Raw genomic sequence first — 13,776 nt, 5'->3', positions numbered from 1 at the left:
CGAATCATCCTCTAAGGTCAAAACTGGAATGGGAATGCCGCCGAGGGCCGATCACCGGCTCGGACTGGAGAAAGCGCGTACATGTCCCTGGCACAACTTGCAGTACTGGACACCGGATCGAACCGGACGCTTGCCGAACGCCTGATCGATCAGCTTGCCGACCGCATCGGCGGTCTCGGCGTCGAGCTCGCCGACATCGCCGGCAACGTCCAGGAAGTGGCCAACCGTGTCGCCAACCAGTCGGAACGGTTCCACCATCTCCAGAAGACGGCGGAGACGATGGTCTCGGCCAACCACGACATCGCCAACGCATCGCAGGCGGTGCAGACGACGACGTCCGCGGCGGTCGGCGAGATCGCGCAGTCGCGCAGCGCGGTCGATACCGCCGTCAGCCACATCTCCGAATTGGTCGCAGCGGTGGAACGCATCGAGGCGCGGCTGAGCGCGGTGGGCTCGGCGCTGGCGCAGGTCGCAAAGGTGTCCGGCTCGATCGAGGCGATCGCGAAGCAGACCAACCTGCTCGCGCTCAACGCAACCATCGAAGCCGCGCGCGCCGGCAATGCCGGCCGCGGCTTTGCGGTGGTCGCGAGCGAGGTGAAGAACCTCGCGGAAGCCACCCGCCAGGCCACGCATCAGATCTCCGACACCGTGCGCGATCTCGACGGCCAGATCGAAGGCCTGATCGGCGAAAGCAGCGACGCCTCGCAACGCGCCAAGACCGCCGGCGAAGGCGCGCAAGCGATCTCCGGCATCATCTCGCGCGTCCAGCAGGGCTTCGCCTCGGTGGAAGCCGAGATAGACAGCGTCGCGCGCGCGGCGACCTCCAATCTCGGCCACTGCGACACCGTCATCAGCGAGCTCAACGAGCTCGCCAAGGGCGTCGACCTCTCCTCGCGCGATCTCAAGAGCGCCGATCAGCGGGTGACGAAGCTGCTCGACACCTCCGAAGGCCTGATCGCGCTGATCGCCGACAGCGGCGTCGACACGTCGGACGCGCCGCTGATCCGCGTCGTGGTCGAAACCGCCAAGCGCATCACGGCCGAGTTCGAGGCCGCGATCGACCGCGGCGAGATCACGCTCGACCAGCTCATGGACGAGAACTACCGCGAGATATCAGGGACCGATCCAAAGCAGTACAACACGGCCTATGTCGAGTTCACCGATCGCGTGCTGCCCGCGATCCAGGACCCGATCCAGAAGTCCGATCCCCGCATCGTGTTCTGCGTCGCCTGGGCCAAGGGCGGGTATCTGCCGACCCACAATCCGAACTACCGCCTGCCGCAGGGCAAGGATCCGGTCTGGAATAACGCCAACTGCCGCAACCGCCGCCTGTTCACCGATCGCGCGGTGAAGAAGGTCGCGGCCAACACGAAGCCGTTCCTGCTGCAGACCTATCGCCGCGACATGGGCGGCGGGCAGTTCGTGCTGATGAAGGACCTGTCCTCGCCGATCGTGATCCGCGGCAGGCACTGGGGCGCCTTCCGGATGGGCTTTCGCCAGGGCTGACGGGCGGCGCGACGGCGTCCCTGAAATAAAAGCTCGAAACAACCCCATGCACAGTAGCCGGGGCGTGCGGAATCAATGGCTTGAACCATGATCGATTGAAGTCGAATCGGCCGACAGTGCCAGGCGTTAAGGGTTAGGCGATCGAACGGTCTCCGCCGAGGTCACGGTCGCGGCCAGCCCGCGTGAATATGCGTCGAATGGCCGGCATCGCCGGGCCCGAGCACTTCCGTTGCTCCAAGCTCGCGGCAGCGTTGCTGAAACGAACCAGCCGACGGGCCGGCGCCCACATGCTGGCCGTTGATTGTGTTGATGTCGGCGGTGCACCCTGCGTAGTGCCGGGAGTTCGTGTTGTGGCTGCCACCGCAAAACTCCGATACCGAGAAGCTGAACGATTCCGCCAAATCGAGCATGCCTCTGAGCATTCGGGGATCGAGGTTGACCACACCGCCGGGCGCGTTTCCGTAGGAGCTGCGGTGAGCCGCGCGCCCCTCAGCCGTGTCCTTGATGTTGTCGAAGGCGGTGGCGTTGTCCTGGACTCCCGAGGAATGCCCGCGGGCAAGGACGATTTTCGGTGATTGTAGTATTCGCATTGCCAGCGAGGCCGTCGTTTCGCTGGCATCCATTGCGAGATGGGCCGCCGGCGGCTCGAGCTCGCTCCAGACTTCGTCCGCTACGCTGTCTGCGACGAAGCGCGCGTCAGCAGGCCGGGTGGCGTTCGAATACCACGCAAGGACGAGAGACCCCCCGGTCAATGCGCTCACGACCTCCGTAGCATATCGATTCTCGACGGCGAGACATCCGTCGCTCCGTCCTATCCGGCCGGTACGCCTGATCATATCCTGGGAAACATAATCCGCGCCGTGCACGACAACGGCGCGCGCGCGAGCGTTGGAGTTGGACGGTTCAAGGCCATCGAGGCGCATCGAAAAGCCGTGCGCTCCATTATAGGTCTCGGCGCAATGGTAGACACCGAGCGACGTGCAGTTCGACCGGGGTTGATTGGAGAAGACGCTCGCATAACCGTCGTCCGTCGGGCCCTCAGATCCCTTGCCGTGAACGCAGAGGTAGGACTGGACGTGGTTGTCCCTGACGTCGAACAGGAAGAGTCTGGGCTCGCTGGATCGCCGGTCGAAATCGGCAATCGCCCAGTAGCGGGCCGATATGGGAGCGCCGTGGTCGTTCCTGAATCTGATCAGGGTGTCCATCGGCTCGGAGAGTTCATGGCTCGCTGCGAGCTCGCGCAAGATCGCCTCGTCGTTGTCGCGCGCGGCGACTGCGGGAGCGTCCGCCACGGCCGGCTCCGCCAGCAGGGGGCTCGCGAACGCCGCCACATCCATGGCGGGGCCCCGGGTGACGAGCATCGGCGCGCTGCCGAATGCATCGACGAACGTCACGTTGCGATCGATCGCAACGCCGCCGATCTTGTCATCCGGAATGATGTGCTGAACCATGCAGTAACCACGGTGCGGAATGTCGGGCACGTTGCTGCCGGACTTCCAATAATGTTTTGTCTTGAGACTTAAATAGAGCTCGTCCGCAGACAGAATACAGTTCGCGCCGACGTAAACACCTGTCGTATAGCCGGCGCTCTCCACCTCCTTGAACCAGGCATTGCAGTAGGCGATGACCGCGCTCGCCGGCGTCCCCGCCGCGATCCCCTCCAGATCGAGCCATACGCTGGACTTCTCCGGCAACCCGATGGCCCGGGCATGCGCAGCGGCGTTGTCGCCGCACTCGACCCCGAGCGTATCGGAAGGTGTCCAGCCGGACGGAGCGACATGCTGGACCGCCATGACGGCAAGCCCCGCGTCCAGGATGATATCGAGCTCGTCGGCGGTCAGATCCTTGGCAGGCGGTTTCGCTTTGCGTGACAAATAGCGGATCGCGAACTTGAATCCCGCTTCTTTCAGAGCCTTCGCCGTCGTCGCCGTCAGCTTTGTATTCGCGTCGAATCCATGCATCCCGGCCTCGGCCGGTTCTGCTCTCACGCTGGGAATACTGTCCGCCTCCACGCTGTCCGATCGCAACGCCCGGATCATGGAAGGAGCCCCCAGCACGGCTAGAAACTCGTCGACGGCGTCTCGGCGCAGCCATTCGTCAATTTCATGTCGCTTGACGGGGCCATTGGCCCTTACGGTTCGGCGCAGAAGGCGAGCAATGTATTCCATCGCCAGAAGATGGTCGCGCTTCATGGCCTTTTGGAATGCGTTCCCATCCAGTGAGCCGACCTTTGTGAGAACAAGATTCTTGAGCTCCGGCCCAAATACCATGGAGTTCGCACTGACCTGCCAGGCGCCCGCTTCAATCGTGGTCGGCGTCGTCGATGTCGGATTGTGGCTATCGACACCTGCGTTCCAGTCCCAGGATGATTCAAAACCCGCAAGCACGCGCATCACTTCCAGCATGGCGGCGCGGCGATGCGGAAGCCCCTGCCAGGGGCCGAGCACCTCGACCACGCTCGAATAAACGTCTGCGTTTTCGTTCGGGGCGAAGATGTCGTCGGGCGCCGTTCTGCCCCAGGCAATTAATTCATCGAGAAAACCGTCCGGCGGGATACCGCGATTGAGAACCTTCTGCTTCGTCGCACGGAAAGCCATCGTGAGATTCTCCCTCGCGTGTTCGTGCGGATTGTTGGTTTAATGATGCCAGCCAACAATTTGGCTTTGCAGTTGCCGTTCTACCAAAAGATGAACTATTTCACGATGCTACATCAAGGTGGGAATGCCGGCAAGTAGTGGCATCTCAGGACATATTCCAGGACGCGATAAGCCGGGTACTGGCGATCAGCGAGACTGATGCAAGAGGCAGCCGCGGCCTGACACCCATCCCCGGACATGTCGCCAGGGTCGACCAAGCGGAAAACAACGGGTCGACAGATCTCGCAACAGCATGGCCTTCTGAACAAGGCATGCTCGCCACCGCCCGACTTTCCCGATCGCACGAATTTCGTCATCGCACGTCTTTGCGCATTCGCACGACGATTTGCGAAGGCCGACGACGCGCGCGATGAAAATGCGTCAAAAAATGACGATTATCATATCAATTAGCCCAAAACGCTCGCCGCGATCCCGCACAAATTCGTGAAAGTCATGGCCTGTCGCTTCAACCGCGCAAATATGCATTGCGAGAAATAACGATGCTTCATCGTTTCGCATCGATATGATTAGGGTCGCGCGCAAATCGCGGACGCCGTAAGCGCTCGTCGAGCAAGGGGATCACATGGCAACAACTCTCATCGTCAACGGCGAAACGAAATCGTTCGACGCGCCACCTGAAATGCCCTTGCTGTGGGTGCTGCGCGACATCCTCGGCATGACCGGCACCAAGTTCGGCTGCGGCATCGCGCAATGCGGCGCCTGCACGGTGCATGTCGACGGCAAGGCGGTGCGCTCCTGCGTGCTGCCGGTGAGCGCGGTCGAAAACCGCACGGTGACCACCATCGAGCATGTCGGCAGCACGCCAACAGGCGCGAAGGTGCAGAAGGCCTGGCTCGAGGCCGAGGTGATCCAGTGCGGCTATTGCCAGTCCGGCCAGATCATGGCGGCCGCGGCGCTGCTGGCGGCAACGCCGAACCCTGACGATTCCGACATCGACGCCGCGATGGCCGGCAACATCTGCCGCTGCGGCACCTATGTCCGCATCCGCGAGGCGATCAAGCACGCGGCCTCCGGCCGGCAGTCGTGAGGTCCGCCATGAATGCACACAACAACCTCACCCGCCGCGCGCTGCTGACCGGCGGCCTCGCCACCGGCTTCGTGCTCGCCTTCCATCTACCGCTGCGCGCCGCCGTCAACGAGCCGGTGCAGCCGCGCGATACGACCAAGGGCAAGTTCGCGCCCAACGCCTTCATCCGCATCGACGAGACCGGCCGCACCGTGCTGATGATGCCGCAGGTCGAGATGGGCCAGGGCACCTATACCTCGATATCGGCGGTGCTCGCCGAGGAGCTGGATGCCGACTGGAGCAAGGTCGAGGTCCAGCACGCGCCTCCCAACGACAAGCTCTACGGCAATCCGACCTTCGGCCTGCAGGTCACCGGCAATTCCAACTCGATCCGCGCCTGGTGGCTGCCGCTGCGCAAGGCCGGCGCCACCGCGCGCGCGATGCTGGTGCAGGCCGCCGCCAGCCAGTGGGGCGTCGAGCCTGCAAGCTGCACCGCGTCGAAGGGCGAGGTCGCGCATGCCGCGAGCGGCCGCAAGCTCGCTTACGGCGAACTGGCGCTCGCAGCGCAGGGCCAGACGCCGCCGAAGGACGTCGCGGTCAAGGATCCCCGGGATTTCGTCCTCATCGGACAGCCGCTGAAGCGGCTCGACACGCCCGACAAGGTCAACGGCAAGGCCGTTTACGGCATCGACGCGATCCTGCCCGGCATGAAGTTCGCGACCGTCGCGGCCTGCCCGGTGTTCGGCGGCAAGGTCGGCAAGGTCGACGACAGCGCCGCGGTGAAGCTGCCCGGCGTGCGCAAGGTCGTGGTGCTCGACGACATGGTCGCCGTGATCGGCGATCACATGTGGGCGGCAAAGAAGGGCCTCGAAGCGCTTAAGATCGAGTGGAACGAGGGCCCCAACGCTGAGATCACCACGAAAGACATCTGGGACGATCTGCGCAAGGCCAGCCAGAAGGACGGCGCGGTCGCAAAGTCCGACGGCGACATCGCCAAGGCGCTCGCCAGCGGCGACCGGTTCGAGGCGGCCTACGAGCTGCCCTTCCTGGCGCATGCCTCGATGGAGCCGATCAACGCCACGGTGCACGTGAAGCCCGACTCCTGCGAGATCTGGACCGGCACGCAGATCATGACGCGCGTGCAGTCGGAGGCGGCGAAGGCCGCTGGGCTTCCCGTCGACAAGGTCATCGTCAACAACCACCTGCTCGGTGGCGGTTTCGGCCGCAAGCTCGAGCCCGACATGGTGGTCGCGGCGGTGAAGATCGCCAAGCAGGTCGACTACCCCGTGAAGGTGGTGTGGACCCGCGAGGAGGACATCCAGCACGACGTCTACCGTCCGGTCTATCGCGACCAGATCACGGCGTCGCTGGTCGACGGCAAGGTCGCGGGCTGGAAGTACAAGGTCGCCGGCTCCGCCGTGCTGGCGCGCTGGCTGCCGCCGGCGTTCCAGAAGGGCATCGACATCGACGCGATCGACGCCGCGGTGGATGCGCCCTACGACTTCGCCAACTTCCACGTCGAATATGTCCGCGCCGAGCCGCTGTCGGTGCCCACAGGCTTCTGGCGCGGCGTCGGTCCGAACAACAACGTGTTCGCGGTCGAATGCGCGATGGACGAGCTCGCGCGCAAGGCCGGCAAGGATCCGATCGAATTCCGCAAGTCCATGCTGACGAAGAACCCGCGCATGCTCGCGGTGCTGGGCCAGGTCGCGGAGAAATCCGGCTGGGGGCAGCCACTGCCGCCCCGCGTCGGCCGCGGCGTCTGCGTGCAGCCGTCATTCGCGAGCTTCATCGCAACCGTGGTGGAAGCCGAGATCGACGACATCGGCGAGATCACGCTCCGCCGCATCACCTCGGTGGTGGACACCGGCATCGCGGTGAACCCCGACACGGTGAAGGCGCAGATCGAGGGCGGACTGATCTTCGGCCTCACCGCCGCGCTCTATGGCGAGATCACCATCGACAAGGGCCGCGTGCAGCAGTCGAACTTCCACGACTACCGCATGATGCGCATCAACGAGACGCCGAAGATCGAGGTCACCGTCGTGAAAAGCGGCGAGGCGCCCGGCGGCATCGGCGAGGCCGGCGTCAACGCCGGACCGCCGGCGCTGCGTAACGCGATTTACGCGGCAACCGGCGTGGCGCTGCGGCGCCTGCCGATCGATCGGAAACTGCTGGCTGCGGGGAAGAAGGCATGAGCAGGACAATGCGTATCCTCGGAAGCCTCGTCGTGATTGCCATCGTGGTGGCGGGACTCGCGGTCTGGATCATCCGCGGGCCCGGCCCGCTCGACTTTGCCGGCGGCAGCAAGGTGGCGCTGGCGGATTACCGCGCCGGCAAGCCGACGGGCGTGCCGGCCAGGCTCGAGAAAGCGAGCCTGGTCGAACGCGGCGAATATCTGGCGAAGGCCGCCGACTGCATGGTCTGCCACACCAAGCCCGGCGAGAAGGACTATTCCGGCGGGCTCGCCTTCAAGCTGCCGTTCGGCACGCTCTATTCGACCAACATCACCCCGGACAAGGACACTGGCATCGGCAATTACAGCGACCAGGATTTTCTGAACGCGGTCCAGCACGGCAAGCGCCGTGACGGCGCGCGGCTCTATCCGGCGATGCCGTACACGTCCTACACCTTCATGACCGACGAGGACGTGCTGGCGGTGAAGGCCTACCTGTTCAGCCAGCCGGCGGTGCGCGCCAAGGCGCCGGACAACACGCTGTCGTTCCCGTTCAACCAGCGCTGGGCGATGATCGTCTGGTCGGCCGTGTTCAATCCGGATACGCGATTTATGCCTGACACCTCGAAGAGCCCGGAGTGGAATCGTGGTGCGTATCTTGCGGAGGCACTGGCGCATTGCGGCGAGTGCCACACGCCGCGCAATCTCGGCTTCGCGCTGGATAACCGCAAGAAGTTCGCCGGCGCCATCACGGCAGGCTGGCGCGCATTCAACATCTCCTCCGACAAGGCGACGGGTCTCGGCAACTGGAGCGACCAGGACCTGATCTCGTATCTGTCGCTCGGCCATGCGCCGGGTCACGGCTCGGCCTCGGGTCCGATGGGCGAAGCGGTCGACCACAGCTTCAGCCAGTTCGCGCCCGAAGACATCCGCAGCATCGTTGCCTACTTGCGCAGCGTACCGCCGCAGCCCTCGCCCGACCTGCCCGCTACCACCGCCCCGGTCGCCCCCGCCTCGCACCGTGACGGCGTCACGGCAGACGCGCGCGGCAAAAAAGTGTTCGCCAGCGCCTGCGCCAGCTGCCACGGCTGGAGCGGCGAGAGCCCGGTCTCGCCGATGGCAACGCTCACCGGCACCTGGGCCGTCAACGACCCCGCCGCCACCAACGTCGCGCAGATCGTGATCTCCGGCACCAAGCGGCATACGCCTGACGGCGCCCTGTCGATGCCGGCGTTCGGGAGCGCGTACACGGACGACGAGATCGCAGCGGTGGCGAACTATGTCACGGCGCGGTTCGGTGCGAAGGGCTCGAAGCTGACGGCGAAGGATGTCGCGGAGCTGCGGGAGCAGACGGCGGAGTAGGCGCGATCTGGCGGAAGGCAAAAAAGCGTCAAGCGTGATCAGAGGATCTTTCGGGTCCCGGTGGTTGCCCCGGCGCTTTTCTTTCTCGCCAGAGGACCTCGAATTCCTCAAAGAAGTCATGTCTGTCGATGTGGCCGAAGCGTTGAAACAGATTAACTGAGACGCCGTGCTTGGCAGCCGCTTGGGCAAACCAATTGGGGTGGTGGACTTTGAACCAAAGAAGAAGGCATCGCTCTTCCATATCAAACGCCGCACCAAGACGCTGCAGTCCGCTGAGACAGGCGACTAGAATTGCTTCGTTTGTAGCTTGGTCGAATTCAATTTCGCCGTCGGGGTCTTTGCGTGCATGCTTCCAAGTTAGGCTTTTTTGTCTATCGATATGCCAGCTAGCGGCATCAAGAATGTGAGCGAGAAAAATATGCCAAACAACAGAACCGCTAGCAGTATCACGTCGCTCGTTTCGCCCGATCCGCGTTGGATGAAGATGACATATGATACAATGCAAATGGCGCAGAAACCGGACAGACCGACAACTAGGACCATCCGCTTAGTACCAGCGAGTGTTTTGCTCAATTGACTGCCAACCGCAAAGCCAGCCATGGACGCGCCTGCAGCTATCAAGCTGAATGACCGCAAGTCAGACGGCACGAGAAGTCCGTAGCTAAGGATTAGCGAAACGAATGCCAAAAGCGCGGCGATGCCAAGTCCCACCATACTATCGAGCACTATTTGCGGGAACGAGCAGCCGGATGGTCGTTGCGAAGAACAAACGGTCTTCTCTGTCCATTAGAATTAAGTCCGATGAAACTTGTCGCAAGGCTGAAGCCGGGACGATTGCGACGGATTTCGGGTCGCGAGCTGGTGGAGCTAGCACGAGATACTGTTGCTGAGAGCGACTGTCTATCTCTTGCTCAGAGTACAGATCGCGAAGCGCTTTGGAATCCAGCTTGATAGGACCTCCCGAACCAAGTTGCTTGGATAAGGAAGTATATTGCTCACTACTAAGATCGCTGGGAATTGCTAGTGCAAGCTTAGCGTTTGAGGTTCGTTCAAAAACAATTCTCCAACGATCCTGATCAGTCTTCCCTTGGTCTGTCCAAAGTGCAACGTGCACTGCTTCGATGGTTCCGGATGATGTGCGATAGCTCGTATCAACAATCGATGCTGTAGACGGAGTGCTAGCAGTTTTCGTCTCAGCAAACACAGCGGCTCGTTGAGTGGTCTCATTGGTGCCAAATGTAATCGGAGCGTTATCATCTAAAGCGGTAGAACCCGTAACGACGTAGCGATTGCAGTCGACCCCATTCGGCTCTAGCGGATTTCCCAACGCGCGTCGTAAGTCAGCTTTGGGCCACTTATAGGAAAGACCGCGCTGATCCGTGTTTTTGATGTAATGCCAGACCCACCTGCGATCGTTCCTCACATCAACATCTGACGCCCATTCGAAATGGATAGTACCGTTGTTGACGTTGTCGACGATCTTCGCCGGAGGCGTCTGGTCATAGCCAGAAACATCGCAGCCAGCACTGCTTGTACAAGAGCCAGAAATTAGAATTCCGAAGACTAGTATCGAATACGTGAAATTCGCTCGCGGCGTCATGATTTAACTCCTCAGCTGACTTTCGCGAGCAAGTATCTGATTGTCAATCAGAAATTGTACCCTCGTTGCAAGGTCACCGCCGATACCGATCCGGCCTGTTGGCGTGCGCCATCTCCGCGAACGCCCTCGCCAACCGTTCGCCGCCGTGCTTGTCCTTGAACGCCAGCCACGCCGCTTTGAAGCGCACTGACGCTTGGTCTCACGTCGCTTTCGGGAAATGCTTGGCTACCCACGCTGCGGGGTCTGTTCTCAGCAGCCGAGCGTCTGCGCAGTCGCGGGCCATCTGGTCTAGCTGGGCCTGCTTCCGCTCCGGAGATGGAGCGGCCCTCTCCTGCTGACCGGCGTTGTAGGTTGCCTTGGAGAAGCTGGGGCCATTGTCTGGATGCCGATTGCTCATCTTGAAAGTATAGCACAAATGGGTGCCGGGCGGCCCGTGAGGGGCTTTTCAGGGACTTTGCCCGGCCAACTATTTGAAATCTATAGCATTCCGTTCTCCCACAACAAGGGGAGAAGGTGCAGCGGCGATTGCCGCGCTAATCAGCTCAACCAGAACCTCGGCGTCGCCGGCTCCAGCCGGCCGCCGACGCGCACCGGCGCAATCTTCAGCGCGAGGCCTGTCGCGTCATCCGTCTCCACCGCCACGCCGCTGAGCGTCGCAGCGCCCGCGGCCGGCTCGAAGCGGCTTGACGGAATCCCTGATGTGAACCGGCGCAGCGGTTCTTCCTTCTGCATGCCGATAATGGAATCGTAATCGCCGGTCATGCCGGCGTCGGTCATGTAGGCGGTGCCGCCTGCGAGGATCTGGTGGTCGGCGGTCGGCACATGTGTGTGGGTGCCGACGACGAGACTGGCGCGGCCGTCGCAGAAGAAGCCGATGCCCTGCTTCTCGCTGGTCGCCTCGCAATGGAAATCGACGACGATGGCGTCGGCGGCAACACCGAGCGGGCAGGCGCCGAGCTCGCGCTCGAGCGCGGCGAAGGGATCGTCGAACGGGGTCATGAAGACGCGGCCGAGCGCGTTGACGACGAGGGCGTGCTTGCCGTTCTTGGTCTCGACCAAGGCGGCGCCGCGGCCGGGCGTGCCGCGCGGATAGTTTGTGGGGCGCACCAGGCGGTCGGCGCGCTCGATGAACACCAGGGCCTCGCGCTGGTCCCAGGAGTGATTGCCGAGCGTCACCGCGTCGGCGCCAGCCTCGAGAAACTCCTGATAGATCGCTTCGGTGATGCCGAAGCCGCCGGCCGAATTCTCGCCGTTGACCACGACGAAATCGAGCGACCAATCCTTGACCATGCCGGGCAGATATTCGGCGACGGCCTCGCGCCCGCTACGGCCGACGACATCACCCACGAAGAGAATGCGCAACTTCAGAACTCCGGAAATCGAACACGTCCGATTCCGTTAGCACATAATCCAGCGCCACGTCGTGGGATAGTGCCGGAACCGCCTCGATCTCCTGCGCCGCAAACGCAAGGCCGATGCCGACGATCTGCTTGGCTTTCCGCAAGTGCGCGAAGGTGTGGTCGTAGTGCCCCGCGCCATAGCCGATGCGATGGCCGAGGCGGTCGAAGGCGGCGAGCGGCGTCAGCATGATGTCGGGGATGACCTCGGCGGCTGCCGGCGACGGCTCGGGAATGCCGAGCGGGCCGAGCATCAGGCGGTCGTTCGGATGGAAGATGCGGAAGATCAGCGATTGGCCGCGCGCGGTGACGCAAGGCAGCGCCAGCCTGGCGCCCTGCTCCGCAAGCGTCTTCAACAGCGGCATCGGATCTATCTCGCTGCGGATCGGTGAATAGCCAGAGATGATGCTCCCGGGCAGCAGCTCGAACGGCAGCCCGCGCTTGGCGAGCTTTGCGGCCGCTGCCGTGCGCTTCTTCTCGCTCAGCGCATCGCGCTTGGCGAGGGCTTTGGCACGGAGCTCGGCTTTGGAGTTGGACATGCGCTTTGGTCCCCCACGTCATCACCCGCGAATGCGGGTGATCCAGTATTCCAGAGGCGGTGGTGATTCACACAAAGGCCGCGGCGTACTGGATGCCCCGGTCCTCCGTGCGCAATTGCGCACTAGGGGGCATGACACCTGTTGAACTGGCCGCAGTCCGTTTCAACAAGCACAAACCAAGCAAACAAAAGTGCGAAGCCGCGTACGCCGTTGAAGCACTCGATCCCGGAGTTCCCTACGAAAGTAGGTGGGCACCATATGTCCGGGCCCACGGGCCCGGCCAGGGACAGTTCCCTAAAGGATCGATAAGGCCCCGGGGATATATGGCTCCTGACGCACGTCGCAGCCTCGCCTGCGCAATGTAACAACGATGCTGACGAATCGCCAGCCCGGCGAGCGGCCTCGCTGTCGCGGCCCTCACGGTGCCACCCTCCCCTGGAGGGGGACGGTCGATCGCGCGAAGCGCGAGCGGGGTGGGGTGATCTCTCCACACGAACAGTGCCCGAGTGGAGAGATCACCCCACCCCGCATCGCATTCCGCTGCGCTCCATGCGTTGCGACCCTCCCCCTCCAGGGGAGGGTAAGGGCGCGTGGACAGATCGAGAAACCAAATGCGATCCGCAGCCTCTACCCGATCGCGATCCCGTTGCCCACGGTCCGGTTCAGGACCTGGGTCGACTTCTCGATGCGTTCGGCGGCGGCGTTCAGGGCGTTCACCACCGCGGTCTGGGTCATGCGGGCGCGCTCGACGGCGGCGTTGCGGAAATCCCGGAGCTCGGTCAATTCCTGCTCCAGGGTTCGGACACGGTTGGTGGTGTCGACCAGCTCGTCGCAGACGGTCAGCGCCGCCATCACGGTCAGCCGTGCATCGCCGATCTCGCCGAATTTTCCGCGCAGCGACTGGATGCGTGTCTCCAGGGCTTCGGCGAGCTTGAGCAGCCGCACCTCCTGGCCCTCCTCGCAGGCCATGCGGTATTGCCGGCCGTTGATGGTGACGTTGATGTGGCTCATCCATCCTCTCCGGTATCGAGCACCGAACGTATCGTGACGATCGCGGAATCCAGCCGGTCGGAGATCTCGCGATTGGTGCGCTCGAGCTTGCGCGCCTTCACCAGCGCGCCGTCGAGCTCGTCGGCAAGCCGCGAGCGGTCCGCACCCAATGCCTGGATTCGCGCCGCAAGTTCGTTCTCGTCGCGATCGGCATCGCGTCGCCGCTCGACCGCGCTTTCGAGCGCATCGAGAGCCGCCATGAGCCTGCGGGTCGCGATCTCGATCTCGACGGCGGAGGACTCCGTCATGGCAGAGCTGTTGGACACGCGATCGTTCATGCAGTCAGCGGCGGAACCTGGCGGCCTTTGCCCAGTGGCCTTTCCCTGGAGCTTGCCGTCCGGCAAAAGACTCGGTTCGGCAAGCGGTTAGAAGCAGAAATTTACGTGGCAAGCTAGCCAAGCGCAACGCCGCCCCGAAATTGTGCACCGATAGATCGGAAGGCATCGTCCTGATCCGTCAATTCCTCCCGGTGCAATCTCGGGG

10 protein-coding genes and 1 other RNA gene are annotated in these 13,776 nt (G+C 63.0%); 4 read left to right on the top strand and 7 right to left on the bottom strand.

What is annotated here, in order from left to right:
• Positions 1–81: 81 nt before the first annotated feature.
• Positions 82–1,506, top strand: coding sequence for a methyl-accepting chemotaxis protein (locus tag N2603_RS08710; RefSeq protein WP_260388404.1), 1,425 nt, complete (start codon positions 82–84; stop codon positions 1,504–1,506).
• Positions 1,507–1,667: 161 nt separating this feature from the next.
• On the opposite strand, the gene N2603_RS08705 is transcribed toward N2603_RS08710, so the two are convergent.
• Positions 1,668–4,103, bottom strand: coding sequence for a murein L,D-transpeptidase catalytic domain-containing protein (locus tag N2603_RS08705; RefSeq protein ID WP_260388403.1), 2,436 nt, complete (start codon positions 4,101–4,103; stop codon positions 1,668–1,670).
• Between the two features lie 622 nt (positions 4,104–4,725).
• Between N2603_RS08705 and N2603_RS08700 the strand changes: the two genes are divergently transcribed.
• The 3 genes from N2603_RS08700 to N2603_RS08690 are packed head-to-tail and all read left to right on the top strand — an operon-like array spanning position 4,726 to position 8,707.
• Positions 4,726–5,190 (top strand): (2Fe-2S)-binding protein, encoded by a 465-nt coding sequence (locus tag N2603_RS08700; RefSeq protein ID WP_260388402.1) that lies wholly within the window; start codon positions 4,726–4,728, stop codon positions 5,188–5,190.
• A gap of 8 nt (positions 5,191–5,198) precedes the next feature.
• A complete protein-coding gene (locus N2603_RS08695) occupies positions 5,199–7,367 on the top strand; it encodes a xanthine dehydrogenase family protein molybdopterin-binding subunit (protein WP_260388401.1) in 2,169 nt (722 codons plus the stop codon).
• Positions 7,364–8,707 carry a c-type cytochrome gene (locus N2603_RS08690; protein ID WP_260388400.1) on the top strand — a complete coding sequence of 448 codons (1,344 nt, stop codon included), beginning with the start codon at positions 7,364–7,366 and terminating at the stop codon, positions 8,705–8,707. The genes N2603_RS08695 and N2603_RS08690 overlap by 4 nt, the downstream gene beginning before the upstream one ends.
• Positions 8,708–9,422: 715 nt before the next feature.
• Here N2603_RS08690 and N2603_RS08685 read toward each other — a convergent pair.
• The 6 genes from N2603_RS08685 to N2603_RS08660 all read right to left on the bottom strand — a co-directional run bounded on the left by N2603_RS08685 (position 9,423) and on the right by N2603_RS08660 (position 13,571).
• Positions 9,423–10,307 carry a hypothetical protein gene (locus N2603_RS08685; protein WP_260388399.1) on the bottom strand — a complete coding sequence of 295 codons (885 nt, stop codon included), beginning with the start codon at positions 10,305–10,307 and terminating at the stop codon, positions 9,423–9,425.
• Between the two features lie 537 nt (positions 10,308–10,844).
• Entirely contained in the window at positions 10,845–11,669 is an 825-nt protein-coding gene (locus tag N2603_RS08680; protein ID WP_018646698.1) for a TIGR00282 family metallophosphoesterase, read from the bottom strand.
• Positions 11,647–12,243, bottom strand: a complete 597-nt coding sequence (locus N2603_RS08675) for a 5-formyltetrahydrofolate cyclo-ligase (RefSeq protein WP_260388397.1) — start codon at positions 12,241–12,243, stop codon at positions 11,647–11,649. Before N2603_RS08675 ends, N2603_RS08680 begins: the two co-directional genes overlap by 23 nt.
• 191 nt (positions 12,244–12,434) lie before the next feature.
• Positions 12,435–12,595: non-coding RNA, 6S RNA (gene ssrS, locus N2603_RS08670), on the bottom strand.
• A gap of 275 nt (positions 12,596–12,870) precedes the next feature.
• Complete coding sequence (locus N2603_RS08665; RefSeq protein WP_260388396.1) at positions 12,871–13,254, bottom strand: cell division protein ZapA; 384 nt, start codon at positions 13,252–13,254, stop codon at positions 12,871–12,873.
• Positions 13,251–13,571: a DUF4164 domain-containing protein gene (locus tag N2603_RS08660; RefSeq protein ID WP_020608063.1), complete on the bottom strand. Its 321-nt coding sequence runs from the start codon at positions 13,569–13,571 to the stop codon at positions 13,251–13,253. The genes N2603_RS08665 and N2603_RS08660 overlap by 4 nt, the downstream gene beginning before the upstream one ends.
• Between the last annotated feature and the right edge of the window lie 205 nt (positions 13,572–13,776).

Origin of the sequence: Bradyrhizobium huanghuaihaiense, assembly GCF_025200885.1 — a bacterium.
GTDB lineage: Bacteria > Pseudomonadota > Alphaproteobacteria > Rhizobiales > Xanthobacteraceae > Bradyrhizobium > Bradyrhizobium huanghuaihaiense.
Note: the sequence above shows the minus strand (reverse complement) of the source record. Positions and strands in the feature narration are given on the sequence as shown.

Coding starts and splice junctions, on each gene's coding strand:
- N2603_RS08710 (WP_260388404.1), top strand. CDS start 82: ATGTCCCTGGCACAACTTGCAGTACTGGACACCGGATCGAACCGGACG.
- N2603_RS08685 (WP_260388399.1), bottom strand. CDS start 10,307: ATGACGCCGCGAGCGAATTTCACGTATTCGATACTAGTCTTCGGAATT.
- N2603_RS08665 (WP_260388396.1), bottom strand. CDS start 13,254: ATGAGCCACATCAACGTCACCATCAACGGCCGGCAATACCGCATGGCC.
- N2603_RS08695 (WP_260388401.1), top strand. CDS start 5,199: ATGAATGCACACAACAACCTCACCCGCCGCGCGCTGCTGACCGGCGGC.
- N2603_RS08700 (WP_260388402.1), top strand. CDS start 4,726: ATGGCAACAACTCTCATCGTCAACGGCGAAACGAAATCGTTCGACGCG.
- N2603_RS08660 (WP_020608063.1), bottom strand. CDS start 13,571: ATGAACGATCGCGTGTCCAACAGCTCTGCCATGACGGAGTCCTCCGCC.
- N2603_RS08690 (WP_260388400.1), top strand. CDS start 7,364: ATGAGCAGGACAATGCGTATCCTCGGAAGCCTCGTCGTGATTGCCATC.
- N2603_RS08675 (WP_260388397.1), bottom strand. CDS start 12,243: ATGTCCAACTCCAAAGCCGAGCTCCGTGCCAAAGCCCTCGCCAAGCGC.
- N2603_RS08705 (WP_260388403.1), bottom strand. CDS start 4,103: ATGGCTTTCCGTGCGACGAAGCAGAAGGTTCTCAATCGCGGTATCCCG.